Source organism: Methylophilus sp. 13 (genome assembly GCF_015354335.1).
Classification (GTDB): domain Bacteria; phylum Pseudomonadota; class Gammaproteobacteria; order Burkholderiales; family Methylophilaceae; genus Methylophilus; species Methylophilus glucosoxydans.
In genome coordinates this window covers 498,892-524,970 of the sequence record NZ_JADKYR010000001.1, presented here as the reverse complement: position 1 = coordinate 524,970, position 26,079 = coordinate 498,892, and the positions used below count along the sequence as shown (strand labels likewise).

21 protein-coding genes are annotated in these 26,079 nt (G+C 54.4%); 9 read left to right on the top strand and 12 right to left on the bottom strand.

Features of this window, described 5'->3' with window-relative positions; genetic code table 11:
- Positions 1 to 12: 12 nt before the first annotated feature.
- The 3 genes from INP77_RS02420 to INP77_RS02410 are packed head-to-tail and all read right to left on the bottom strand — an operon-like array spanning position 13 to position 2,055.
- Positions 13 to 1,239 carry an FAD/NAD(P)-binding oxidoreductase gene (locus INP77_RS02420; protein ID WP_194747097.1) on the bottom strand — a complete coding sequence of 409 codons (1,227 nt, stop codon included), beginning with the start codon at positions 1,237 to 1,239 and terminating at the stop codon, positions 13 to 15.
- Between the two features lie 28 nt (positions 1,240 to 1,267).
- Positions 1,268 to 1,699 carry a sulfur transferase domain-containing protein gene (locus INP77_RS02415; RefSeq protein WP_194747096.1) on the bottom strand — a complete coding sequence of 144 codons (432 nt, stop codon included), beginning with the start codon at positions 1,697 to 1,699 and terminating at the stop codon, positions 1,268 to 1,270.
- Positions 1,700 to 1,737: 38 nt separating this feature from the next.
- Positions 1,738 to 2,055 (bottom strand): metalloregulator ArsR/SmtB family transcription factor, encoded by a 318-nt coding sequence (locus INP77_RS02410; RefSeq protein ID WP_194747095.1) that lies wholly within the window; start codon positions 2,053 to 2,055, stop codon positions 1,738 to 1,740.
- Between the two features lie 364 nt (positions 2,056 to 2,419).
- Here INP77_RS02410 and INP77_RS02405 point away from each other — a divergent pair, with 364 nt between their 5' ends.
- On the top strand, positions 2,420 to 3,085 hold the full coding sequence (locus tag INP77_RS02405; RefSeq protein ID WP_194747094.1) for a Crp/Fnr family transcriptional regulator: 666 nt from the start codon (positions 2,420 to 2,422) through the stop codon (positions 3,083 to 3,085).
- Positions 3,086 to 3,214: 129 nt separating this feature from the next.
- The gene (locus INP77_RS02400; protein WP_194747093.1) at positions 3,215 to 3,817 is read left to right on the top strand and encodes a glycine zipper 2TM domain-containing protein; all 603 of its coding nucleotides are present in this window, start codon (positions 3,215 to 3,217) and stop codon (positions 3,815 to 3,817) included.
- Positions 3,818 to 3,863: 46 nt separating this feature from the next.
- Here INP77_RS02400 and INP77_RS02395 read toward each other — a convergent pair whose 3' ends face one another.
- The 3 genes from INP77_RS02395 to INP77_RS02385 form a co-directional block, all read right to left on the bottom strand.
- Complete coding sequence (locus tag INP77_RS02395) at positions 3,864 to 4,409, bottom strand: Smr/MutS family protein (protein ID WP_194747092.1); 546 nt, start codon at positions 4,407 to 4,409, stop codon at positions 3,864 to 3,866.
- Positions 4,410 to 4,469: 60 nt separating this feature from the next.
- Entirely contained in the window at positions 4,470 to 5,420 is a 951-nt protein-coding gene (trxB, locus tag INP77_RS02390; protein WP_194747091.1) for a thioredoxin-disulfide reductase, read from the bottom strand.
- A 201-nt stretch (positions 5,421 to 5,621) separates the two neighbouring features.
- Positions 5,622 to 6,086 (bottom strand): Dps family protein, encoded by a 465-nt coding sequence (locus INP77_RS02385; RefSeq protein WP_194747090.1) that lies wholly within the window; start codon positions 6,084 to 6,086, stop codon positions 5,622 to 5,624.
- A gap of 109 nt (positions 6,087 to 6,195) precedes the next feature.
- On the opposite strand from INP77_RS02385, the gene INP77_RS02380 reads away from it, so the two are divergent.
- Genes INP77_RS02380 through serS form a run of 5 tightly spaced genes read left to right on the top strand, consistent with a single transcriptional unit; the run spans position 6,196 to position 12,178 of the window.
- Positions 6,196 to 8,511, top strand: coding sequence for a DNA translocase FtsK (locus tag INP77_RS02380; protein WP_194747089.1), 2,316 nt, complete (start codon positions 6,196 to 6,198; stop codon positions 8,509 to 8,511).
- Complete coding sequence (gene lolA / locus INP77_RS02375) at positions 8,504 to 9,127, top strand: outer membrane lipoprotein chaperone LolA (protein ID WP_194747088.1); 624 nt, start codon at positions 8,504 to 8,506, stop codon at positions 9,125 to 9,127. Before INP77_RS02380 ends, lolA begins: the two co-directional genes overlap by 8 nt.
- A 24-nt stretch (positions 9,128 to 9,151) precedes the next feature.
- Entirely contained in the window at positions 9,152 to 10,462 is a 1,311-nt protein-coding gene (locus tag INP77_RS02370) for a replication-associated recombination protein A (protein ID WP_194747087.1), read from the top strand.
- Positions 10,463 to 10,501: 39 nt separating this feature from the next.
- Positions 10,502 to 10,864 carry a GxxExxY protein gene (locus INP77_RS02365; protein ID WP_194747086.1) on the top strand — a complete coding sequence of 121 codons (363 nt, stop codon included), beginning with the start codon at positions 10,502 to 10,504 and terminating at the stop codon, positions 10,862 to 10,864.
- A gap of 39 nt (positions 10,865 to 10,903) precedes the next feature.
- The gene (gene serS / locus INP77_RS02360; RefSeq protein ID WP_194747085.1) at positions 10,904 to 12,178 is read left to right on the top strand and encodes a serine--tRNA ligase; all 1,275 of its coding nucleotides are present in this window, start codon (positions 10,904 to 10,906) and stop codon (positions 12,176 to 12,178) included.
- Between the two features lie 19 nt (positions 12,179 to 12,197).
- Here serS and mltF read toward each other — a convergent pair whose 3' ends face one another.
- Positions 12,198 to 13,658 (bottom strand): membrane-bound lytic murein transglycosylase MltF, encoded by a 1,461-nt coding sequence (gene mltF, locus INP77_RS02355; RefSeq protein ID WP_194747084.1) that lies wholly within the window; start codon positions 13,656 to 13,658, stop codon positions 12,198 to 12,200.
- Between the two features lie 32 nt (positions 13,659 to 13,690).
- Positions 13,691 to 14,362, bottom strand: coding sequence for a ribose-5-phosphate isomerase RpiA (gene rpiA / locus INP77_RS02350; protein ID WP_194747083.1), 672 nt, complete (start codon positions 14,360 to 14,362; stop codon positions 13,691 to 13,693).
- Between the two features lie 157 nt (positions 14,363 to 14,519).
- Between rpiA and mfd the strand changes: the two genes are divergently transcribed.
- Both mfd and INP77_RS02340 read left to right on the top strand, forming a co-directional pair.
- Complete coding sequence (gene mfd, locus INP77_RS02345; protein ID WP_194747082.1) at positions 14,520 to 17,927, top strand: transcription-repair coupling factor; 3,408 nt, start codon at positions 14,520 to 14,522, stop codon at positions 17,925 to 17,927.
- Entirely contained in the window at positions 17,927 to 18,544 is a 618-nt protein-coding gene (locus tag INP77_RS02340; protein ID WP_194747081.1) for a DedA family protein, read from the top strand. Before mfd ends, INP77_RS02340 begins: the two co-directional genes overlap by 1 nt.
- A gap of 162 nt (positions 18,545 to 18,706) precedes the next feature.
- On the opposite strand, the gene INP77_RS02335 is transcribed toward INP77_RS02340, so the two are convergent.
- From INP77_RS02335 to INP77_RS02320, 4 genes are all read right to left on the bottom strand, one after another.
- On the bottom strand, positions 18,707 to 18,949 hold the full coding sequence (locus INP77_RS02335) for a hypothetical protein (RefSeq protein WP_228518651.1): 243 nt from the start codon (positions 18,947 to 18,949) through the stop codon (positions 18,707 to 18,709).
- Between the two features lie 160 nt (positions 18,950 to 19,109).
- Positions 19,110 to 19,769 carry an NAD(P)H-dependent oxidoreductase gene (locus tag INP77_RS02330; RefSeq protein ID WP_194747080.1) on the bottom strand — a complete coding sequence of 220 codons (660 nt, stop codon included), beginning with the start codon at positions 19,767 to 19,769 and terminating at the stop codon, positions 19,110 to 19,112.
- Positions 19,770 to 19,779: 10 nt separating this feature from the next.
- Positions 19,780 to 23,181: an exodeoxyribonuclease V subunit beta gene (locus tag INP77_RS02325; protein WP_228518650.1), complete on the bottom strand. Its 3,402-nt coding sequence runs from the start codon at positions 23,179 to 23,181 to the stop codon at positions 19,780 to 19,782.
- Positions 23,178 to 25,919 carry a PD-(D/E)XK nuclease family protein gene (locus INP77_RS02320; RefSeq protein WP_194747079.1) on the bottom strand — a complete coding sequence of 914 codons (2,742 nt, stop codon included), beginning with the start codon at positions 25,917 to 25,919 and terminating at the stop codon, positions 23,178 to 23,180. Before INP77_RS02320 ends, INP77_RS02325 begins: the two co-directional genes overlap by 4 nt.
- Between the last annotated feature and the right edge of the window lie 160 nt (positions 25,920 to 26,079).

Sequence of the window (26,079 nt, the reverse complement as noted above, 5' to 3'; positions counted from 1 at the left end):
TGGGCGTGCGTGCTAGCCACACGCCCCGCATCTGGCCAGCCATTCGCGTCCTTTGAGCATCAGGTGCCAATAGACCTTTGGTAACAGGTATTTCTTGAGCCACCAGGCAGAACGGCGGGCTTTGGTTGAATCCCAAGGGAAGGTAGGGACAATTTTGCCACCATAGCCAAATTCCGCCAGGATGATTTTGCCTTTTTCAACCGTCAGCGGGCAGGAACCATAACCGTCATAACGCGAGGGCAGTGCCAGGCCCGCCCGCGCCGCCAACAGGTTTTCTGCGGCAATGACCACTTGTTTGCGAGCTGCCGCTGCGGTTTTGGCATTGGGGGTGTTGGTGCAGTCACCCACGCCGAAAATATCTGGATAGCGCACATGTTGCAAACTGTGCTGATCGACTTCCACCCAGCCATCCGCATTCGCTAACGGGCTTTGCTTGATAAAGTCGGGCGCCGTTTGTGGCGGCACCACATGCAGCATGTCAAACGTTTCGCTGATGCGCTGCACGTTGCCGTCGGCATCCTTGATATTAAACCAGGCGGTTTTGTTGGGGCCGTCCACTTCTACCAGCGTGCTATTCAAATGCAAATCCACCTGATAGCGACGGATATACTGCATCAGCGGCTCCACATACTCTTTCACGCCAAACAAAGCGGGTGCGGCACTGTAAAACGAGGCCTTGATCTGGCCTAGCCGACCCTGTGCCAACCATTCTGCACAAGAAAGATAGAGCGCTTTTTGCGGTGCGCCTGCACATTTGATTGGCATGGGGGGCTGAGTGAACAGGGCTTTGCCCGACTGTAATTGCTGCACCAGTTGCCAGGTGTAAGGCGCCAGGTCAAAGCGGTAGTTTGAGGTCACCCCATGTTTGCCCAGCGTTTCTGGCAAACCTTTAATGCCCTCCCAATGCAGTTTAAGGCCTGCGGCAACCACCAGTTGTTGATATTGAATCTTGCCCAGGCGGTCAGTGACAACGTGTTTTTCTTCAAGCATAAAGCCGGTCGCTGCCGCGTGTAGCCAGGTGACACCGTGCGGGATGCAGTCAGCCATGGGGCGTACCGTATTCGCTGCGTCAAACTCGCCCGCGCCGACTAAGGTCCAGGCTGGCTGGTAATAATGCTGCGCTGCCGGCTCAATAATGGCAATCGCAAGTGTGTTATCGCGTTTTTTCAGGCTGGCAGCCATAGCACAACCCGCCGCGCCACCACCGACAATCACAATATCAAAGTTATTTTTTTGCATGGTGTGAAACCGTCTTCTCTTATTGATTTTATTCTTTGAACCAGCCTTTGACTTTATCCAGTAAGCCCTCTTTGGTCTCAGCTGATCCACCGCAACAAGCAGGTTTGCTTTGGGCAGCCACAGCGGGCGACTGCAAGGCCAGTTGGTAGACTTGATTGGCCCGGTTGCCAGTACGGCAAAAGCCGACGACGGGTCCCGGGTGGCTGGTCAGCAAGGTTTGCAGTTGAGCCACATGCTCGGTTGAGATCTGGTTGGGGACTACCGGGATGTACGCATAGGCTATGCCTAGCGCTGCTGCTTGCGAGGCCAAGGCCTGGCTGACAGGCTGCGATTCGCCGCCCTCGCCATCAGGCCTGAAGTTGACCACCAAGGTCGTGCCTTGCGCAGCCAGCGCATTTAAATCTTCAGGCGTGAGTTGGTCGCTGATACTGTAATGTTGGTCGATTTGTTTGAGATTCATCGTGACGTCCTCGGCAATGATGCATGGTCCCCGCCGGATTATTTGCAAAACTCGTGGTGTAACACTTGGATCACCGCAAGCGCGGCGGGGCTGCCTATGCGGTAAAACACGTTTTTACCTTCGCGGCGGGTGGTCACCAGCTGCGCTTCGCGCAACACGGTTAACTGTTGTGACAAGCTGGGTTGCCTGAGATTCAGGCAGGCCTCTAATTCACTGACGGATTTTTCGCCCTGTGACAGTTGGCACAACAGCATCAAGCGGTCTGTATTGGCCATGGCCTTCATTAACTGACTGGCTTGATCGGCCGAGGCCCTTAGCTGATCAAACAGATCCACCGCAATTTCTGAAGTTTGCATATTACCCCTTGCATAATCATTTATATTTTTATTTTCTTTGTACGTTGAAATTCAATCATAAACCTGTTGTCACAGATTGTGTACGCTTTAACACTTATCTGGGCATGACTTTTTGTGTGTTGCGGATGATGGACTGACGGGGTGCGTTATCAACTTAATCCAATTTGGATATTTTTGGGGCAAGCTTGCGGTCAATCCTATGACGATGACCCTCGACCTCTACCAAGTTGCCATCGCACGTTCACATGCCAAATCCATCTGAAACAGGGATGCAAATCAAACTGTGATAAAGTGCAGTACATAAAAAAAGTGGCTGTCATGCAGGTATGACAAGCAAAAAAAATGAACGAATGGGGATATTGGGATGATGCAATCATTAGGATGGATCAGTCTGTTTCCAGAACTGGAAGCATTGGAAGACTCTGCAAAAAAACTGGTTTCGCAGTATGCGCGCATTGTAGAGGCGCCGGTTGGTGCGATTGGCTATCGCGAAGGTGACCATTGCGGCGGCTATGTGCTGCGTTTAAAAGGGCGCTCGCGCGTTTATAAAATGTCAGCCAGCGGGCGTGAAATCGTGCTTTATCGCGTGGGTGCCGGTGAAACCTGTGTGATCACGACAACTTGCCTGTTAGGCAATAGCCAATATCCGGCCTCTACCGTGGTTGAGGATGACATTCAGGATGTGATTATCCCGGAAGCCATTTTTCATAAACTCATGATTGATTCGCCGGTGTTCAGGCAGTACGTCATGCAGAACTACGGCGCACTGATCAGCGACCTCATTGTGTTGCTGGATGAAGTTGCTTTTCAGACGCTGGATGCACGCCTGGCCAAGTGGTTGCTGGACATGGGCAATAACACCATACAGCGCACTCATCAGCAGATCGCTGACGAATTGGGCACCGCTCGTGAAGTCATCAGCCGCCAGCTTAAGCGCCTGGAACAAAAGGGCTGGTTGACTATGGGCCGCGGTGTGATTGAAATCCAGCAACGCGGCGAGTTGCTCAAGCTGGCCAATAGCAATCAATAACCTGCTTGTATCCACGCTGATACAAAATTTCGCTCACGGCGTCCTGTCTGTGCGTCATCGCACTGCACAGCCTGCACGTTATCAATCTCAACTGCCACATGCAGTGTGAATGTTGAGAGGAGAAACAACGTGCGTAAAACTATCGCAATCAGTGCCTGGATGTTGCTGGCCAGCCAGGCTGCATTTGCCGATGCCGAATATATAGACCGGGCGCGGGTGCTGTCTGTGGCGCCCCAGGTGCAACAAGTCAATCAGCCACGTCAGGAATGCCGGACTGAGTACATTAATGAAAGTGTTTATCAGGCGCCGGCGCGATCTAACACCGGCGCCATTATTGGTGGCGTAGCAGGTGGTTTGCTGGGCAGCACCATAGGCCGGGGTGGTGGCCGTGTGGCTGCTGCCGCTGTTGGTGCCGGGGTAGGCGCCATTGTCGGTGACCGCGTGGACAACCATAATCCCTATGGCAATGAGCGTGTTGTCACCCGCCCCGTGCAGCAATGTGTGATGGTGGACCAGTGGCAAACCGTGACCACGGGCTATCTGGTGAATTATGAATATCAGGGCCGCCAATACGCTACCATGATGGACCGCGATCCCGGCCCAACGCTGGAAGTGGCTGTGATGGTGAGGCCAAATGTCGCACAGGTACAGCCGATGCCAGCACCAGTCTACCGTCCAGCCGCCATGAGAGGACATGGTCCGCGCCACCAGCCATATCCACAATATTGGTAAGTTTCTGATTGAGGCTCATGACGCGTTGCCAGAGATGGCAGCGCGTTTATGCTTTGAGCAAGACGATCACGGCCCCGCTGCCGCCATCATTGGCCCGAGCCTGGGCATAGGCAATCACTTCGTCTTTTTGCATGAGCCAGTTGCGTAATTTGTGTTTAAGCACAGGCTCTTTATTGCGCGAGCCCAGGCCTTTGCCATGCACGATGCGTACACAACGCAGCCCACGTTTTTTACAGCCGGCAATAAATTCGGAGACGGTGACCCTGGCCTCATCACTGATCAGGCCATGCAAGTCGATATGCGCTTGCACCACCCAATGACCACGGCGCAGTTTGCTTAACACCATCGGCGATTGGCCTTCGCGTAAATACAATAACTCTTCGCCGCTTTCGAGTTCGTAGGCAGGGATGTAGTGGTCGCTGAGCGAATCGATCAGTGCCTGTTTTTCATCGCGGATCAGTTGGCGCGGAATCGGTTTGGGTTTTTTTGGCGCATGGGAAACGCGGTTGGTTTTGACCGGACGTGCGCCTTTGACTGCTTCGTAAAACAGGGATACGTCATTTTCGTCATTGTCCGGGTGTTCTTGTGACATAACCCGATTTTAAAATAAAAAAGCGCACCGGGGTGCGCTTCTTCACGATTGCTGCTGGATTTATTCCAGACTGGTCAGATAGCGCTCGGCATCTAGCGCAGCCATACAACCGGTGCCGGCACTGGTGACTGCCTGGCGGTAAATATGGTCTTGCACATCGCCCGCAGCAAATACACCGGGGATGCTGGTGGCTGTGAAATTGCCCTGGCGGCCGGCCTGGGTGACGATATAACCACCCTCCATCTCCAGCTGGCCTTCAAAGATTTGCGTATTCGGCTGGTGACCAATCGCAATAAACACGCCTTTGAGGGGAATGTCCTTGGTGGTGCCAGAATTGACGTCTTTCAGCCGCATGCCAGTCACGCCGGTGTTGTCACCGAGCACTTCATCCAGCGTCTGGAAGGTTTCCAGCACCACTTTGCCTTCTTTCACACGCTCCATCAGCTTGTCTACCAAAATGGCTTCGGCCTTGAATTTGTCACGGCGGTGAACCAGGGTGACCTTGCTGGCAATGTTTGCCAGATAAAGCGTTTCTTCCACTGCAGTGTTGCCGCCACCCACTACCGCGACTTCCTGATTGCGGTAGAAGAAACCGTCACAGGTGGCACAGGCGGACACGCCTTTGCCCGCAAACGCTTCTTCGCTGGGCAGGCCCAGGTATTTGGCAGAAGCGCCTGTTGCAATAATTAGCGCATCGCAGGTGTACTCGCCACTGTCGCCCACCAAACGAATCGGTTTTTCTGTGAGATGGGTGGTATGAATGTGGTCAAAAATCATCTCGGTGTTAAAGCGCTCGGCATGTTGCTGAAAGCGCGCCATCAGTTCCGGACCCATGACGCCGTTGGCATCTGCAGGCCAGTTATCGACTTCGGTGGTGGTCATGAGCTGGCCGCCTTGGGCGAGACCAGTGATTAAAACCGGGTTAAGGTTGGCGCGAGCTGCATAGACGGCTGCCGTATACCCGGCAGGGCCGGAGCCAAGAATCATTAAACGGGCGTGTTTAGTTGCCATGGTGAAAATTCCATTCAGGAAGGTTATTTTTATTCAGATGGGGATGACCATGGGTTTTTAAATGGTCATCTTCCAGTCAAGTGATCAATATATAAAGATTTTTTCAGCAAGCTTCTTAGCATCCAAGCAGTTTTGTGGCTTAGGCGGCTTTGCTTAACATCGGCTAAGCCGAGTGAGCCTACAACGAAAGACTGCTCGGAATTATTTTTCCAACAGGCTTCTTAGCATCCAAGCAGTCTTTTCATGCACCTGCAGGCGTTGAGTCAGCAAGTCAGCCGTGGCTTCATCAGAGGCTTTCTCGGCTGCCGGGAACACGCTACGTGCTGTGCGGCAAACCGCTTCGTGACCAGCCACCAGTTCGCTGATCATGTCGTTGGCTTTAGGCACATCCACGGTTTCTTCAATCGAAGTCAACTTGGAGAATTGTGCGTAAGTACCAGGCGCATACACGCCCAGTGAACGGATACGCTCAGCCACCAGGTCTACGGCCAATGCGAGCTCGGTGTACTGTGTTTCAAACATCAAATGCAAGGTATTGAACATCGGGCCAGTGACGTTCCAATGAAAATAGTGCGTTTTGAGATATAACGTGTAAGTGTCTGCCAGCAGCTTGGACAAGCCTTGCGCGATTTCCTGGCGGTTTTCATTGTTAATTCCGATATCCATGAGCTCTCCTTGTGAGTGATTAGGGTATTTTAGAACCTCGTTCCCCTGTCTGCAATTTGATTTTGCTATAATCATTTAAGTTCACTCTTGCAGAGAAAGAGACAACATATTGTTTTTTAATAAGAAAAAAGCCGCTAATGTCCGTCTGGAAAAAGTCTCGACGGAAAAACAGCTGCGCGACGCCAAGCTTATCCGTGAAGTTGCCTGGATTGCGCTGGCGGCACTCGGTGTTTTTTTTGCGGTGATTTTACTGACTTACTCGCATGAAGATCCAGGCTGGACGCACGCGGTGGGGGAGAGTGACCGCATTCACAATGCAGGCGGCACGGTAGGCGCCTGGATGGCCGATATTTTTCTGTCTCTGTTTGGATTTTCTTCCTGGTGGTTTGTGGTGTTGGCTTTTTTTGTGGTGTGGCTCATGTATCAGCGGCTGCACCAGAATGCGGCTGAAAAGCAGGATTGGTGGTTGAATGCAGTAGGGTTTGCCTTGATGCTGCTTGCCTCTGCAGCCCTGGAGTCTGGGCATCTGGTGAGTTTACCTGCTGATTTTCCACTCAAGCAGGGTGGGGTGATCGGTAGCGGCATCGACCATCTCCTGCGCAATATGTTTGGTTTTGCCGGATCGACCATGTTGTTGCTGGTGTTATTTGCAACGGCCTTTAGCCTGTTTACTGGCTGGTCGCTGATCACCATGAGCGAACGGCTCGGTGAGTGGGTCATTCAGTTTTACCAATGGAGCGTATTGAAATACCAGGACTGGCAAGACCGTCAAGTCGGCCGTCAGGTGTTGCAGGCGCGTGAAGAGTTTGTCGAGGCGGAACGCAAGCGCATTGAAGACCGCAAGCCGGTGGAGATTACTGTGCCTGAGGTTGCCATCGCGCCAAGCGAGCGCGTGGTCAAAGAGAAACAGGCGGTGTTGTTTGAGGCCATAGAGCAGGAAGGCCTGCCACCGTTGCATTTGCTGGATGCGCCTAACCAGTCGGTGGAGTTGCAATCGGCAGAAACTCTGGACTTCACCTCGCGCCTGATTGAGCGCAAGCTCATGGATTTTGGCATCGAGGTTAAGGTGGTGACCGCGCAACCCGGGCCGGTGATTACGCGCTATGAGCTGGATCCGGCACCTGGTGTGAAAGGCAGCCAGATCACTAACCTGTCTAAAGATTTGGCGCGGGCCTTGTCCGTGATTAGCGTGCGGGTGGTCGAGACGATTCCTGGCAAAAGCTATATGGGGCTTGAAATCCCTAACCCCAAACGCCAGATCGTCTCACTCACCGAGATTATGGGTAGCCAGGCTTATGCCGATTTAAATTCGCCGCTCGCGATTGCCATGGGTAAAGACATTGCCGGCAAGCCGATTGTGGCCGACCTGGCGAAAATGCCGCATGTGCTGGTGGCGGGGACCACCGGTTCTGGTAAGTCGGTGGCGATTAATGCGCTGATTTTGAGTTTGTTGTACAAAGCGGAAGCCAGCCGCGTGCGCATGATCCTGATTGACCCGAAAATGCTGGAATTGTCTGTATATGAAGGCATTCCGCATTTGTTGGCGCCGGTGGTGACCGATATGCGCCAGGCCGCCAATGCTCTCAACTGGTGTGTGGCCGAGATGGAGCGTCGCTATAAACTGATGTCTACGCTGGGTGTGCGTAACCTGGCTGGCTATAACCAGAAAATTGTCGATGCGAAAAAACAGGGTACTTCGATCCCGCATCCATTTAGTTTGACACCGGACGAGCCGGAGCCACTCGATGAAATGCCGTTGATCGTCGTTGTGATTGATGAGCTGGCTGACTTGATGATGGTGGTAGGCAAAAAGGTAGAAGAACTGATTGCACGCTTGGCGCAAAAAGCCCGTGCCTCAGGCATTCATCTGGTGTTGGCCACGCAACGCCCTTCGGTAGATGTGATTACCGGCCTGATTAAAGCCAACGTGCCCACACGCGTGGCATTCCAGGTATCGAGCAAGATAGACTCGCGTACCATTCTCGACCAAATGGGCGCCGAAACTTTGCTCGGCCAGGGGGATATGCTGTATCTGCCGCCCGGTAGCGGCTATCCGCAACGGATTCACGGTGCATTCGTCAGTGATGGCGAAGTGCATAACGTGGTTAACTTCCTCAAGGCGCAAGGCGAACCAAACTACATTGAAGGCATTCTCACCAATGAGACCGAAGGCGGCGACCTGGATAGCCTGGGTGGTGGCGAGGCCAGTGCGGGCGGCGAAAAAGACCCGCTGTATGATGAAGCGGTGGCGATTGTGCTCAAAACACGCCGCGCCTCTATCTCATCGGTGCAGCGTCAATTGCGCATAGGCTACAACCGCGCTGCCCGCCTGATAGAAGATATGGAACGTGCCGGACTTGTCTCTGCCATGCAAAGCAATGGCAACCGTGAGGTATTAGTAAAAGCCGGAGGAGACCATGAATAAAGTATTTACCCGAGTGCTGCTGGCGTTATGTAGCGTATGTCTCATTTCAACGGCATTTGCCGATGGTGTCGATGATTTAAAGCAGTTCTACCAGAGCACGCATGCCATGCGCGCCAACTTCAAGCAGACCGTGTTTGACCAAAAAGGCCGCAAGCTGCAAGAGGTCAACGGCACCATGCTATTGCAGCGGCCCAACAAATTCCGCTGGGATTATCAAAAGCCTTACGAGCAGCAAATCATCAGCGATGGCCGTCAGGTATTTTTGTTTGATGTCGACTTGCAGCAAGTCACCCTGCGTACGGTAGATAAAGTATTAGGCACCAGTCCCGCGGCTTTGCTGGCAGGTGGTCCTAATGTCGAAGAGAGCTTCCGTCTCACGCGCTTGCTCGATTTTGAGGGCTTGCAACGCGTACAGGCCAAGCCAATTCAAAAAGACAGTGGTTTTCAGGTGGTGATTATTTCCTTCAGCCAGGGCAAGCTGGCAGAAATGCGGCTGGTGGATGCGTTTGGTCAAAGCACGCATATCGTGTTTTCAAATGTGGAAGTGAACCCCAACCTCAACGCCAACCAGTTTCTGTTTACTGTGCCCAAAGGGGTGGATGTCGTTGGCGAGTAGCCAGTAGACCGCGCCAGAATCATCATGTCATCCCTGTTTGAACCGCAAACTCCCTCCAGTATTCCACTTGCTGAGCAGCTACGACCAAAAACATTGTCTGAAGTGGTCGGGCAAACCCACCTGCTCGGTGAGGGCAAGCCGTTGCGACGCGCATTTGAATCCGGCAAGTTGCCCTCGATGATTTTATGGGGCCCACCAGGGGTGGGTAAAACCACATTGGCGCGCCTGATTGCGCAAACTGCGGATACCGAATTTGTGCCGCTCTCTGCCGTGCTATCCGGCATTAAAGATATCCGCGAAGCCGTTGAGCGTGCAGAACTCACCTTGCAACAAACGGGTCGCAATACTATCCTGTTTGTCGATGAGGTTCACCGCTTTAACAAAGGGCAGCAGGATGCGTTTTTGCCTTATGTCGAAAGTGGGCTGATCACCTTTATTGGCGCCACCACCGAAAACCCCTCATTTGAAGTCAATAGCGCGTTGCTGAGCCGGGCGCAGGTGTTTGTACTCAATGCACTTAATGAAGACGAGCTGGCGCAATTGCTTGAGCGTGCGCGCTTAAAAGTCGCACCTGCTGTTGCCCTAGATGAGGCGGTGCAAGAACAGGTGCTCGCCTATGCCGATGGTGACGCCAGACGCCTGCTGAACTTTGCTGAAGGCCTGTTTAACGGCGCCATTGCAGCCAAAGTCGATCGCATAGATGAGTCCTTTTTGCAGTCCACCATGGCTAGCAAGCTGCGCCGCTTTGATAAAGGCGGTGAAGCCTTCTACGACCAGATTTCTGCACTGCACAAATCCGTGCGCGGCTCCAATCCGGATGCCGCCTTGTACTGGCTCATGCGCATGCTCGATGGCGGCGCTGAGCCACTGTATCTGGCCCGTCGCATTATCCGCATGGCTTGGGAAGATATTGGATTGGCTGATCCACGCGCCATGCAGATTGCCAATGATGCCGCTTTGACGTTTGAGCGGTTGGGTAGCCCAGAAGGCGAGCTGGCCCTGGCCCAGGCAGTGATTTATCTGGCCGTGGCGGCCAAAAGTAATGCGGGCTATATGGCTTATAACCAGGCCAAAGCCTTTGTTGCACAGGATAAATCCCGCACCGTGCCGCTGCATTTGCGTAACGCTCCCACCAAGCTAATGAAAGCATTGGATTACGGCAAAGAATACCGCTATGCCCATAACGAGCCTGAGGCCTATGCGGCAGGTGAAAGTTATTTCCCTGACGATTTAGCACCGCAATCCTTTTACCAACCCACACCACGCGGTTTGGAAGGTAAAATAGGTGAAAAATTAAAGCACCTGAAGGAACTGGATAAAAAAGCTAAAAAATAATTTAGCCACAGAGGACGCAGAGTGCACAGAGAAAACCAAATGGACGATTTGACTGGTCAGATTATTGGGGCAGCCATTGAGGTACATCGTGAACTTGGTGTGGGTTTACTAGAGTCTGTTTACGAAAGCGCACTTTGCCATGAGCTTTCGTTGCGTAGCATTGCATATCAACGCCAGGTTGAAGTAAATGTGCGCTATAAAAACGTTGTGATTCAAGGTCAGCGGCTGGATTTACTGGTGCAAGGTGAGGTTGTTGTGGAGCTGAAAGCACAAACAAAATTGCCTGATTTTGCCTATGCACAACTGATTTCATATTTAAAATCGACAGGCTTGAAGCGTGGCCTGTTAATTAATTTTGCAGAGCCTAAACTGGTCAATGGAGTCAAACGGGTTTCTCTGTGAACTCTGTGTGCTCTGTGGCTAAAATAAAAGAAAGAACTTATGTTAGACATACAACAACTTAGAAACGATTTGGACAATGTTGTGGCACGTTTGGCGGCACGCAAATTTGCTTTCCCGGCAGAAGAGTTCAAAGCGCTTGAAGCGCAGCGCAAAACCATTCAAACCAATACGGAAAATCTTCAAGCCAAGCGCAATGCAGCCTCCAAGCAAATCGGCATCGCCAAATCCAAAGGCGAAGATGCCAGTGCGATTCTGGCTGAGGTAGCTGGTTTGGGCGATGCGCTGAAATCGGCGGAGGCAGAGCTCAATGATGTACAGGCCAAAATGCTGGTCTTGATGCAAAATGTGCCTAACCTGCCGCATGAGAGCGTGCCGGTCGGGCAGGATGAAAGCCAAAACGTCGAAGTGCGTCGCTGGGGTACGCCACGCCAGTTTGACTTTGCCGTCAAAGACCACGCTGATGTCGGTGCGCCATTAGGGCTGGATTTTGATACAGGAGCTAAACTTTCAGGCGCGCGTTTCACCTTTATGAAGGGCCAGATAGCCAAACTGCACCGCGCGATTGCCCAGTTTATGCTGGATACCCAGACCGAGAAACATGGCTATACCGAGTGCTATACGCCGTATATGGTTAACCGCGAAACCCTGATCGGTACCGGCCAATTACCCAAGTTTGAAGAGGATTTGTTCTCTACCGCCCACAATGACAGCAAGCTCTACCTGATCCCGACTTCAGAAGTCACGCTGACCAACACGGTGCGGGATGAAATTGTCGCCATGGACAGCCTGCCGATCAAGCTGACCGCGCATACCCCATGCTTCCGATCAGAGGCCGGGTCTTATGGTAAAGATACCAAAGGCATGATCCGCCAGCACCAGTTTGATAAAGTCGAGATGGTACAGATTGTGCACCCTGACACCAGCTATCAGGCGCTGGAAGAAATGGTCGGTCATGCCGAGGCGATTTTGCAGGCACTCGAACTGCCATACCGTGTTGTCTCGCTTTGTACAGGCGATATGGGCTTTGGCGCCGCTAAAACCTATGACCTCGAAGTCTGGTTGCCCGCTCAGAATACCTACCGTGAAATTTCATCTGTCTCAAACTGCGAAGCCTTCCAGGCTCGCCGTTTGCAGGCTCGTTTCCGTAATGCCAATGGTAAGCCTGAGTTGTTGCATACCTTGAATGGTTCTGGTCTGGCTGTGGGCCGTACACTGGTGGCAGTGCTGGAAAATAACCAGAACGCTGATGGCACGGTGAATATTCCCAAAGCCCTACAGGCTTACATGGGTGGCAAAACGCTGCTGACTTTGTAATTCGTCCGGTTTTGCAAACTCAAGATGCCCTGGCCAACAACCAGGGCATTTTTAAGTCTGCAATTTTGTATGGGTCTACGCCAGGGTCGTAAGGCGGGAAGTATTTTTGCATGATCTGGTAATAGCTTCTGACCAGCTCGGTATAGATCACGGGGGCGCCGCAGCTACAGTAGCCATGTTTGGCGTTAACGTAGTGGGTGGGGTCATTGAGCAGTTGGTAGCCGCGTTTGACGTCTGCCCAGCTATCGGGGTTGAGGCCCAGGCGCTGGGCAATGATGCGTGCATCTTCGAGGTGGCCGACGCCGTTGTTATAGGCGGCCAGAGTCATAAAGGTACGGTCAGGTTCTGGGATGCGTGCGGGAATGCGGTCTTTCATCCATAGAAAAAACTTGGCGCCAGCCATCACGCTTTGCTTGGGGTCGAGCCGGTCGGTGACGTTCATCATGTTAGAGGTTTGTTCGGTGAGCATCATGAGCCCGCGTACATTGGTGGGCGAGGTGCTGTAATTATCCCAGTGAGATTCCTGGTAGCTGAGCGCGGCCAGCAGTCGCCAGTCGATGTCGGTGATTTCTTGCGCGTTTTTAAACAGGCGGATATACCTGGGCAGCAAGGTTTGCGATTTTGTGAGGAAGGTAACCACATCGACCGGTTTTAAACGTTTGGTATGGCCGTGATAGCGGTCAACCAGGTTGCGCAGTACACCATTTTTTTCGATCTGCTTGAAAAAAGCCTGCACTTGTTTGAGCCGCGGTTCGCCATGCAGTTTGTTTAGTGCCCAGGCGATTTTGTCGGCCTGGCCCAGCATCATGCCAGCATCCAGCTGCGGATAGTTATATTGCAAGATCGCCAGCAGGTGATTGTCTGCCACGGTAAAGTCGATCTCATTGCGTGCCACCGCTTCAATCAGTTGCTCCGAGCTCATTTTGTCGGACTCTTTCCAGGTCAGGCCCGGATACTTGGCCTGCAGCTCGCGCATGCGTTCAACAAAACTGGTGCTTTTGGGCAGCACAATGCGTTTATTCAAAAGTGCATTGGCATGAGTCGGCTCACTGTTTTTGTCGCGGTTAAACACCACCATGGACTGCACCTGGTTAAACGCCGGTCCAAACAGCACTTGGCGTTTACGCGCAGGGGTGATGCTGATGTCGGCGGCGGCAATGTCGGCGTCGCCTTTGAGCAGGGTAGGGAACACTTTGGAAAAGCTGTCTACCACCACGAATTCGAGTTTATACGGCGGCCCCAAAAACTCGACAAAGCGTTTGGCCAGGTCATATTCCAGTCCGGCGTAATTGTTCTGGCTGTCGATAAAGTAGGTGCTGGGGCTATTGATCGTGACAAAGCGAATGGTGTAAGGATCCGGCTTGGGTTTGGCGCGTGTGGCTGGCTTTGTATCACTATTATCGCTACACGCACTGAGCCCCAGGCAGAGCAGGGCCGTTAACCATGCGGCGCGAACCAAATGGGCAGAGAGAAAACGCATGAGCCAGCAAAGCGGCAGTGAAATGCCGCCAGTTAAACCCGTGTTGCGATCTGGCCCTGATCTGCAATCAGGATGGTTGTAGCTAGTTTGGCAAAAATACCATGCTCAACCACGCCGGGAATATTGTTCAGTGCTGCGTTGAGGCTATGTGCATCCAGGCCAGCCTCAAAGCGCATATCCAGCACCAGACTGCCGTGGCTGGTCATGCACAAGCCGTCTTTGGCTACATTAGGCCGTAGCTCTCCCGTGCCTCCGATGGCTTCAATGCTGCGCTTGGCCGCTTGCCAGGCAAAAGGCATCACTTCAATCGGGATAGGATAGTTCTGGCCAATATGAGGCACCAGCTTGCTCTTATCTGCCACAACAATAAACTGTTTGGCCGCCTTGGCCAGCAGTTTTTCCATGACCAGATCATAGCCGCGGCCTTTGAGCAGGGTGTTGTCGGGCGTGATTTCATCCGCGCCGTCCACATAAAGATCTATCTGGCTGAGCTGTTGCAGGCCCAGCACGGTCAAGCCAACGCTTTGCGCCTTGATCATGCTGATGGTGGAGCTGGCAACCGTGGTCACCCGCAGGCCTTGCTGCTGGCGTTGCGCCAGCGCTTCAATAAAGTAATTGGCGGTAGATCCTGTGCCCAGGCCTACGATCATCTCGTCTTTGACGTAGCTGGCAGCTTCCAGCGCGACGGCTTGTTTGTCATTCATCTTTATCATCTCCGTGCTGGGGTCATACATTTTATTCGCTCGGGCGTCTTAGGTGTCATTCCATGACAGCCGATCGACGCTTGCAGTTATAATAGCAAACTCGGCAGATTCGCCAACAAATACTCATCTAACCTGAGCAATAAGAGTCTAATTTTTTATGGCAGTTTCACTCCCCGTGATCGGGCATCCGCAGCGCTTTTCTTTTCAAAGTCAGGGCCTGGATAGCCAGGCATTAGCTGAGCTGGCTTGTGGTTTAAAAGCAACAAACACGCCCCTGGTCGTTTTAACGGCGAGTGCGTTTGAAGCGCAACGGCTGATGGACGAAATCCCGTTTTTTGGCAAAGAGATTGCCGTACATTTGCTGCCAGACTGGGAAACCCTGCCGTATGACGTGTTTTCCCCGCATCCAGACTTGATTTCTGAGCGCCTGGCAACCTTGTATCAACTGAGCCAGAACCAGAGCAATGTGGTGATTGTGCCGATGGCGACTGCATTATTGCGCCTGCCGCCGGTGGCTTACCTGGCCGCGCACTCGTTTATGCTCAAAAAAGGCCAACGGCTGGATGTGGAGGCCTTGCGCAACCAGTGTGCGCAGGCGGGTTACCACCACGTGAGCCAGGTGATGGCGCCTGGCGAGTTCAGCGTACGCGGCGGACTGGTGGATTTGTTCCCCATGGGCAGCGCCTTTCCCTACCGCATAGACCTGTTCGATGACGAAATCGAAACCATACGCACGTTTGATATCGACACCCAGCGTAGCGTCTATCCGGTGCCCGAAATTCGCATGCTGCCTGCGCGCGAGTTCCCTATGGATGAAGCGGCGATTACGCGCTTCCGCAGCCAGTTTCGCGAGTACTTTGAGGGCGACCCGCAACGCGCCAAAATATATAAAGATGTGAGTAAAGGCACGCCCAGCGGCGGGGTCGAATGGTATTTGCCGCTATTTTTTGAGCAGACGGCCACACTATTTGATTATTTGCCCGCGCAAACGGTCCTTTGCCTGCATGGGGACCTGGACAAGGCCGCACAAACATTCTGGGCCGATGCCAGTACGCGTTACCGCCTGATGGCGCATGATGCGGAAAAACCCATCTTGCGCCCGGAAACATTGTTGCAAAAAGCCGATGAATTTTTTAAGCGCACGCATGACTTCGCGCTGGTCACTCAGCAAATTGCCCAACAAACCGTTTTACCGCCTGTCGATGTAGATCGACGTGCCGAGCAGCCCTTGCACAAACTGCAAGCCTTTATCCAGCAATTTGACGGGCGGGTGCTGATTGCCGCAGAAAGCCTGGGCCGCCGCGAGACCATTGCGCAACTGTTCAGCGATCATGGCCTGAGTTTTTCACTGGCTGAAGACTGGGCCGCCTTTGCACAATCCAACTTCCCGGTTATGCTGGGCGTGGCGCCCTTGCATCAGGGCATGGTGGATAAGGATGCGCGCGAGGGCGCATTGGCGGTGGTCACCGAGGCCGAGCTGTATGCCAGCACCGTGCGCCAGCAGCGCCGCCGCAATCAGGAGAAAGCGCGCAATGCCGAAGGCATGCTCAAAGACTTGTCCGAACTGCGGCTGGATGACCCGGTGGTACATGAGCAGCACGGGGTGGGGCGTTACAAGGGCCTGGTCAATATCGATTTTGGCGAGGGCGAGACTGAGCTGTTGCTGATTGAGTATTTTGGCGAAGACAAACTGTATGTGCCGGTGTCGCAACTGTTTCTGATTTCACGTTATTCCGGTGGGCCGCCCGAGAGTGCACCATTGCACAGACTAGGTAGCGGCCAGTGGGAAAAAGCCAAGAAAAAAGCCCTCAAACAGATTCGCGATACCGCAGCCGAGTTGCTTAACCTATATGCGCAACGCGCTGCGCGCAAAGGCCATGCCTTTACCTTGGGCCTGCATGATTACGAGGCCTTTTGTGAAGGCTTTCCGTTTGAAGAGACGCCAGACCAGCTCGATGCTATCGAAGCCGTCATCAAAGACATGCAATCTGGCCGCCCCATGGACCGCCTGGTGTGCGGTGATGTTGGCTTTGGCAAAACAGAGGTCGCGCTGCGTGCCGCTTTTGTCGCAGTGATGGGTGGCCGCCAGGTGGCGGTGCTGGTGCCGACCACCTTGCTGGCCGAGCAGCATTACCAGAACTTTGTCGACCGCTTTGCCGAGTGGCCAATCAAGGTTGCCGAAATTTCCCGTTTCCGCACCGCTAAAGAGCAGGCCGAAGCCATCAAGGGGTTGGCCGATGGCAGCATAGACATCATCATCGGCACACACCGGCTGATTCAGAAAGACGTCAAATTCAAGAACCTGGGTTTAGCGATTCTGGATGAAGAGCACCGTTTTGGCGTGCGACAAAAAGAACAGATGAAAGCACTACGTGCCGAGGTGGATGTGCTGACGCTGACCGCCACGCCGATTCCGCGTACCTTGAGCATGGCCATGGAAGGCCTGCGTGAGTTCTCGGTGATTTCGACCCCGCCGCAAAAACGGTTGGCCATTAAAACCTTCCATACCCCGTATTCGGACGGCATTATCCGCGAGGCGGTCATGCGTGAATTCAAGCGCGGTGGCCAGGTGTATTTTCTGCATAACGAGGTGGATACCATCTATGTCATGAAGGAAAAGCTGGAGAAAATCGTGCCCGAAGCCCGCATTGTCATTGGCCACGGCCAGTTACGCGAGCGCGAGCTGGAACACGTGATGCGCGACTTTTACCAGCAACGCGCCAACCTGTTGCTGTGTACGACCATCGTCGAAACCGGCATCGACGTGCCCACTGCCAACACCATGATCATCAACAAGGCCGATATGTTTGGCCTGGCGCAATTGCACCAGTTACGTGGCCGCGTGGGTCGCAGTCACCACCAGGCTTACACCTATCTGCTGACCGATCCGCACCGTAATATCACGCCGCAAGCACAAAAACGGCTAGACGCGATTCAACTGCTGGAAGACCTGGGGGCAGGCTTTCACCTCGCCATGCACGACCTTGAAATCCGCGGTGCCGGTGAATTGCTGGGCGACAGCCAGAGCGGTGAAATGCAGGAAATCGGTTTTAACTTGTATTCCGATATGCTGAATCATGCCGTTAAACAGCTCAAGGCCGGCAAAGAGCCTGACCTTGACGCGCCACTGGGGGTGACCACCGAAATCAATCTGCACACCCCGGCCTTGTTGCCCAACAATTATTGTCCTGACGTGCACGAGCGGCTGGTGATTTATAAACGCCTGGCCAACTGCGAAGATGATGACGCGCTGGATGCCATGCAGGAAGAGCTGATCGATCGTTTTGGCCTGTTGCCTGAGCCCGGCGAGGCGCTGATTGCCTGCCACCGTTTGCGCATCGCCGCCAAAGCCTTGGGCATTATTAAAATCGATGCCTCTGACGCAGCCATTCAGTTGCAGTTTAATGTCAAAGCCGACCTCGATCCGCTCAAGCTGATCAATCTGCTGCAACGCGACAAGCGCTGCCGCATGAACGGGCCGGATAAATTACGTGTCACCGTGCAGCTTGGTAACCTCAATCACCGTGTAGAATTAGTGAAAACCCTTTTGAAGGAATTTATGTAATGTTAGAAAAATTAGTGGCTGCCGTGGCGGGCTGGATTATTGCCGTGATTGCCAGCATGGGCTATGGTGGCATTGTGTTGCTGATGGCGATTGAATCTGCCTGTATTCCTTTGCCCTCTGAAATCATCATGCCATTTGCCGGGTTTCTGGTCAGCAAGGGCGATTTAACGCTGTGGGGTATTGCGCTGGCAGGGGCGGTAGGCTGTGTGGTCGGCTCGATCCCCGCTTATTACCTGGGCATGTACGGCGGTCGTCCGCTGGTGGAGAAATTCGGCAAATATGTGCTGATCAGCAAAAAAGACCTCGACATGGCAGACCGCTGGTTTGCAGATCATGGTGAAATCATTATTTTTATTGCCCGCCTGTTGCCTGCCGTGCGCACATTTATCGCTTTCCCGGCCGGGGTGGCGCGCATGAACATGACGCGGTTTGTGGCTTACACCTTTGTTGGCTCACTGATCTGGTGCTGGGTGCTAGGGTACGTGGGCATGAAGGCGGGTGAGCATTGGGAAGATTTGAAAGTGTATTTCCATGAATCCCACTACGTGATTGCCGCCCTCGGCGTGGTGTTTTTTGCCTGGTATGTGCGCAGGCATTTTAAAAACGAGACTGCGTAATCAGTCAGCTTGAGTGAGTGTCTAAAACTGGCTGCGGTTCATCAGAATCTGATGCACAAAAATAAAAAGGCCATTCATTGGCCTTTTTTATTTGCGCTAGATCGGTCAACCACATTAGATATCAGCAAGTGCCTACCAAGCGTTTGCGGCACTTGTGCAGGTTTATGCAAGCATGGTTTCCGCATCTGAACTGTCTGCCTGATCCTCATCCTTAGCAGCCATTCTGTCTACGAGGCTATTGGAAGATACCTTTGTCGAAGCATCCAACGCAAACGAGTATCTAGCAAGGTCATGCTTGAAGGCAATCTCATGCGATAACGCCCAGTGATCTGTAGTTGCATTGGCCGCAACACTTGCCAACATGAGCACACTGCAAGCGAACATATTTTTAAATACTGATTTCATCCGTCACCCCTTTGATTTATTTTGAAACCAGACTGTAGCAAAGGGTGGCAAGTCATTTAAATAGCCCTTTGAGGCCAATGCTTGAAGCGTCGCCGTGCGTGAACAATCAAGGTGTCACTGCGTAGTATTCAGCAGGGGTATCCGAACGCTCCAAGTAAGCTCACTTCCAGGTGACTACCTGCGCCATGGCCCGGCGTGTTTTCGCTTTGGGTGCATGTTTGCGGTAACCAAAGGCGACCATATAGGCTAGTCCATATTCTTGCAGGTTTACGCCAAACTGCTCTGCCAGCAAGGTCTCGGTTTCTTGTTGTTTAAAGCCTTCAATCGGGCAGCTGTCTATGCCACGCATGGCGGCGACGGTCATCATGTTGGCCAGCGCGATGTAGCATTGTTTGCTGGCCCAGTCGAACAGTTTGCGCTCGTCGGTGAGGCCAAAGTCAGACTGTTGAAACTGTTTGTAAAAGCCCAGTCGCATGTTGGCGATGTCGTCCGGATGGTGCTGCACTTCACGCATGAATTGCGGCAGGTAGGGGCTGTCTGCGTCCAGAAAGGGAGATTTCATGGCCAGACACAAGACAAAGTGGCTGGCGGTATCCAGCTTGAGCGGCGCGCCCCAGGCATGCTGCTTCAGGCTTTCGCGCAGGGTTTTATCTTGCACCACAATAAAATGCCAGGGCTCAAAGCCGAATGAGCTGGGTGAGAGGCGGGCGGCTTCGAGAATCAATTCAAATTCTTCTGCAGGAATCTGTTTGCTGGCATCAAATTCTTTACAGGCATGGCGGAATTGAAATGCATCGAGAATCGCTTGTGTATCTATCATCATCTGTCCTTCAAAGAATCTCCACAGGCACGAGTTTGCCTGCGCTTAAAAATAAAATAGCCGTTTTCACCGGCAAGCCTTCGGCCGCAAACAACTGGGCATAGGCGGCTAATTGCGGCTTGAACGTGGCCGCCAGACTGCGTAACTCGTCACTTGCTTTGACGGGGGCCGATTTGTAATCGACAATCCAGCGGACACCCTCGGCAACAAAAGTACGGTCTATGACTTTTTTATTGGCGGCAAGTTGCTCAATCGCCAGCTCAGAGGCTGCTTGCGGATAGTCAGCGAGCACCCAGCGGCCATCCGCTGATTGCAGCGTGGTGGTGAGCAGCGTCGCCACTTGCTGGCTGGCTGGCACGGCCTCCGCTTCAGCATAACCTTGTTGCGAAAACCAGCGTTGCATGGCTGTCAGCAATGATTGGCAACCCGTGCTGGTGTGGGCTTGCCAGGCGGCCAGGCCTTGCTCGGCGATCAGTTGCAGGTAAAGGTGGGCGAGGGTGCCGATATCGGCCTCCAGGCTGCTGACCGTGCTGTCTGCGGGGGGCGTGGCATCATAAGCGCGCGCGAGATCGGTGCTGGGTTGCAAGAGGGCGGGACTGGTGGCTTGCGGCAAGCGGATCAGCTTGGGCACAAACTGCCGGATATCTGCCTGCTGGCTTTGTTGCGGGTAGCGGATCACGATATCTTGTTCGCGATTGAAATGCGTACTCACGGCTGGCCACAGCAGCTGTAAAAACGTATTTTTACGGGGTTGTGGGTCACCATTTTTATCCGGTTTGGCAATGCCAAGCAGATGCAACTGGCGCTCGGCCCTGGTTGCAGCCACATACAGCACGCGGGCGTCTTCATAGGCCGCACGGGTTTTGTCGAGGTCATTCAGGTAATCGTAGGGCGTGACACCGGAGTGCTGCCGCTTGAGGGCTGTGGGTACAAAGGGTGCCGCGACCAGTGCGACGTCACCATCGGCCGTCGTGACTTCTTCCCAAATCACCAGCTTGGCGTCATCGGGCGGGTTGCTGCCATCCAGGCCTGGCAGAATGACCGTGTCAAACTCCAGACCCTTGGATTTGTGGATGGTCATGAATTGCAAGCGGTCATCGGCTTTGGCATCGGGGGCCGCATACAGTTTTTTCACATCTTCGGCCAAGCTTTGCGGGCTGAACTGGCCGTGTTGCTCGAGCGCGGCAATGCGGGCAAAAAACGCCTGCACGTCTTGCACATCGTTTTCGTTCCATAAGCAGTGTGCGCCGCCCAGCCGCAACCAGGTGTTGTGCACCCAGCGGCTGGTGGCGGTGCGGGACCGCCATTGCAAGGCCGTTTGCATGACCTCACGCACATGGCGGGCGCGGGTCTGGCCATCTGCACTCAGGCGTGCCATCACTTGTTCGTCTTCGAGCAGACTCATGACGCTGCGTTGCCCGTCCTGGCCGATCAAGGCATGCAGGTCGGCCAGCGTCAGCCCGCACCAGGGTGCGCGCAGCAAGGCCAGCCAATGCACACGGTCAGCCCGCTGGTGCAGGGCGTAGGTCAGCGTCAGCAGGTCTTGGACAATCTGGCGGTTTGCCAGCTCTTCAATCTCCACCGCCTGAAAGCTCAACTCGGCATGGTTGCGCCGCATTTCGGTGACCAGCGCATGCAAGTGCTTGCGTGCACGCACCAGCACGGCAATGGTGGCATCTGGCTGTTCGGCACGTGTCTGCTGGATAATGCGGATAATCTGTTCGGCTTCGAGTCGGCGCAGGTCTGCCGGTTCCTCTTCTTCATGTTCGCTGACCGGCTGGATCAGCGGATGCACAAATACGCCCTCGCCAGCCAGGGACGGGCGCGTGGCGACAAAGGGACGATAGGCAATCGCCCCTTGCTGCGGGGCATCCTCAGACGGCAGCATGCCTTTAAAGGTCTGGTTGATCCACTCGACCACTGCCGGGCACGAGCGGTTATTACGCCACAATTTGAGCGGGGTCAGCGCGATGTCGCCGATGCCGAATTCGGCCGCATTCAAAAACAGGCCAACATTGGCTTTGCGAAAGCGGTAAATCGACTGCATGGGATCGCCCACGGTAAACAGGGTACGGCCATCGCCCGCTTGCCAGCCGCGCGTCAGCGCCTTGAGCAGGTCGATCTGCATCGGGCTGGTATCCTGAAACTCATCGACCAGCAGATGCTGTATGCGGTAGTCCAGCCGCATAGCCAGCTCGCTCGCTTCGCCGCCTTCTACCAGCGCTTGCAAGGCGCGCTGGGCGATCTCGACAAAATCGACTTCGTTTTGTGACTGAAAGTGCAGCCAGAGCTGGGCCGCCGCAATATTCAACAGCTGGCTCAAGTCTGCAATCAGCGCTTCGTCACGGGCGTTGGGGTCTGGCAGCATGCGGATGCGCGCCAGGCTGATTTCTGCGCGGCGATCTTGTGCCAGGCCGTCCAGAATCTCGGTCAAGGCCTCCTTGTAAGGCTTGGCTTCGTCGGTGGCAGGCAGTCCCATGTTTTTATCCAGCCGTTTGCGCAGCCCCCCCGTGCCGGTCAATAACAACTCGGCCAGGGCGCGCCAGTTCGGCAAATCGGCCAGGCGAGGTTGCAAGGCCACTTGCCAATCGCGTAGCAGAGCGATGGCGTGCGTGTCTGGGAGTTGACTGCCAGCATAGCGCGCAATGGGCATCAGCGCCTGTTGCAAACGGGCGGGCAGATGCTGGTGAATCTGCGCCAGCTCACCTTCAATTAAATGCACCAGTGCCATTTGCCCAGACAGTGTGTGCCCGATCTGGCTGTGATGCAGCCATTGTTCGCGCTTGGCCAGCATGGACATGAGCAGGGCTTCCAGCCTGGCCTGGTCATTATCCATATAGCGCAACACTCGCCGCACCGGTTCGCCCAGCACCGGCTCATCCATGCTTTGCAGCGCCAGCCCGGCGGCTTCGCGGTAATAAGGCCAGGCATCTTCTGTCACCGCCGGTTGCGTGCCAAAGCGGCTCAGCAACGGCATTTGCCGCGCCAGGTTGGCACATAAGGAGTCTATGGTGTAAATCCGCAAACGGGCCGGACTTTGCAGCAATTGCCAGTTGAGCGCGGCCGAGCGCTGCAAGGCTTGCTGGCCCAGCGCAAACGTGATTTTCTTGTGCGCGGCTTCGGGCGCCACGCCACTGGCCGCCAGCAACAGGCTATCCAGAATCCGTACGCGCATCTCCGAAGCGGCCTTGTTGGTAAAGGTGATGGCGATAATTTCTTCGGGGGCCTGCACGGTTTGCAGCAACTTGAGAAAACGCTGGGTCAGCAACTCGGTTTTGCCCGCGCCCGCCGGGGCCTCGACAATAAAGGACTCCAGCGCCAGCGCGCGTTCACGGTTGGCGGCATCCAGTGCCAGCGCCTCTGACAAAACGGTCTCTGCTGTCATCGTTGGTGGTGTTTTTGAGTGCATCATGCGGCACCTTTTGATTGCAAGTGCTCAAACTGCAATTGCCGCTCTGGCAATCTGAGCAAAGGCAACACATCGCAATAATCCAGATCCTGCTCCGCCTCAAATAGCACTGCCGCCTCGCCCGCCTTGAGAGCTTGCGCGGTCAGCGTGATTTGCGTCCGCCAGTGCTGCAGAATCGACGGCCAGTCTGGGAATTCTGTCGGGTCAAACAATTTGTTTTTTTCGTGATTAAACGCTTTGACGCCGGGCACAATATCTTCTTCGGCGGCGATGCCGGCAAAGCCACCATCCGTCAGCCGCAGCTTGCCAAAGCAGACCGCCGCAATCTCGGCGTCTTGCAAAATAAAGGCGGCATAAATGGGCAGTTGTGGTTCGGTGATTTTATCGCTGGCCCAATTTTTAGTGTCTGGCATGCTGCCGGTTTTGTAATCAATCACCACCAGGCGGCCATCTGCCAGCGTATCCACGCGGTCTATCACCAGTTTGACCTGGATGCCTTCAATCAGCGGCTTAAAGGTTTTTTCAACCAGTGACACGGTAAACGGTTGCATGCGCTCGCGTTCGACTTGCAGCAGCCAGGTCAGGGCGAGTTTGCTCAGGCGCTCGGCTTCGAGCTGGCAAAACACCTCTGTAAACGGCTGCGAAAACTCGGTATTGAATTCGGCCATGACTTGTGCGGCAAGGGCGTCCAGCTGACTTTTCAATTCCTCTTCAGCACAGCTTTGCCAGTCCTCGCGCGGTTGTTGCCAAAATGCCGCCATCACGCGGTGGATGAGGTCGCCGCGCTGCATGACATCCAGCCCGTTATGCGGCGTCTCCAGTTTGCGGGCTTTAAGCCGGTATTGGTAAAACGCCCACGCCGGGCAAATCGCTTGTGCACGCAGCAGGCCAGTGCCGCCGCTCACATGTTCGCCATCTTGTACGGGCGGGGCCTGGTGGTCGTCCAGCCATTGCCAGTGCTCGGGCTGGCTGGTGGCCAGGGTTTCCGCCAGCGTGGCGACCCCGGCACTGGCAGCAACTTCGGCAATGTCTTGAATCAGCGGGCTCATGCGCAACAGGCGGTCGCCTTCTTTTTGCGCATAAGAAAAAATGACCTGGTGCGCCGTGCCCAGCAGGCGCTGGTGAATTTGGCTGGCAAAGGCAATTTGCACCTCACTGCTGGCATTGGGCGTGCCTGCCTGCCGTTGCAGCTCGGCCGGGATCAGGGCATTGGTGCGCGACAGCGGGGGCCATACGTGGTCATTCATGCCCATCACCCACACCCCGTCCAGCGGCTGGGCACTGGCTTCCAGCATGCCCATGACGGTGAGGTTGGGCTGGCGCACGGTTTGCGGTTGAAAAATCTGTGCCTGACATAATTGTGTCAGCCGCTGGATGGCAGTAGTGGCCGGGATGGGGCCCAGCCAGGCATCCAGCGCACCAAGTTGCGCAATCACCTTGTAAAACGATTGCTGGCACTGGTACTCATGGCTGGACAGGCTGCGCTCGCCTGGCCAATGGCTGGCGGTGAGCAATGCCGTCAGGCTCTTGGCCCAGGCCGAAGGCAGTTGTTTGGCCGGCAGCTGTCTGGCCGTGGTCAGCAAGGCGTTGAGGTCTTGTAATAGCGCCGGACTATGAATTGCATGCTCATCTTGCTGCTTGCGGGTAATAAACCGCGCAAAGGTCGTGGCCTTGACTTGCAAGGGCAACTGGCGGCGCATTTCGGCGTCCAGCGCGGCGCGTGCATCGGCTTCAAACAGGGCTTGTGACCAATACACATCCGCCAGCAGCGCCGATAGCTCGGTTTGTGCCAGCGGCGTGTGTTGAAAAGCCAGTCGTAGCAAGGTTAAGGCGGTATTCACCAGCGGCCAGCGCGTTAACGGCGTGCCCAGCGAAAACTCATAACAGCGGGGGATTTCGGCATGCGCAGGATGCAAGGCCTCAGGATGAAAGGTGTCATCCAGCAGATTGGCCAGTGTGTCGCGCACAGCTTCCAGGTCTGGCACCACGATGGCCAGCCTGGCCTGTTTGTGGGTGCTGAGTGTCTGCTTGGCCCAATGCACGGCAGCGCGCATTTCGTCCAGGCTCTCAGCAAAGGCCATGCGCTGCACCTGCTGCGCGGTGATGCGATGTTCAAAGGGCTCTACGGTCACACCTGCGGCTTGCAAACGGTCGATCAGACGTTGCAAATGCGGATTGATGCGGTCAAACCCGGCCAGGGCAATGCGCTCGGGCAACGGTAGCAAGCCCTGTTGCAGTTGCGCCAATTGCCAGGCTTGGTAACGCACGCCCTCAAGATAGCCACTTTGCTTGCACAGCATCTGAAATTGCTGGCGCCACTGCATGAACTGGCGGGTTTCCTCACTGGCTGCATCCATATCCAGGCTGATATTCCACTCAATCAGGTAGCGGTTCGCCTCCATGGCCGCGCTGGCGAGGCCGTTAGTGTTCAATAAATCGAGGTGGTCATACTGGCGCAGACAATGCTGAATCGCTTGCTCCCACAGCAACGCCTCTTGCGTGGAGGACAGCATGCCCGCCGGGGCATCCGCCACGGCAATTCGGCCACATAAAATGGCCTCTTCCGTGCGTTGTTGCAGCCAGTCTTGCAGCGGAAACACCTGCGGTGCCTGCCATTGCAACAGCCCTTGCTGCTGGTAGCTGGACGATAACCATTGCCGGATGCCTTGCGCCAGACGGGCAGAGGCGCAGAGGATGGTCGCCGCTGGCGTGGGTGAAGGAGGGAGAGAAGCGCTAGGCATGTTCAGCAAAGTGTCATTAACCAACAGGTCATTTTATAAGATAATGTCCTTTTCGGGCACCTCTAATCAATCAACTTGCGTCGCGATATTGCGTTGCGCATAAAAAATTTTTCCTCCCGTATCAACGATATGCGGCGACTGAATTTTTTAATCGCGCCAT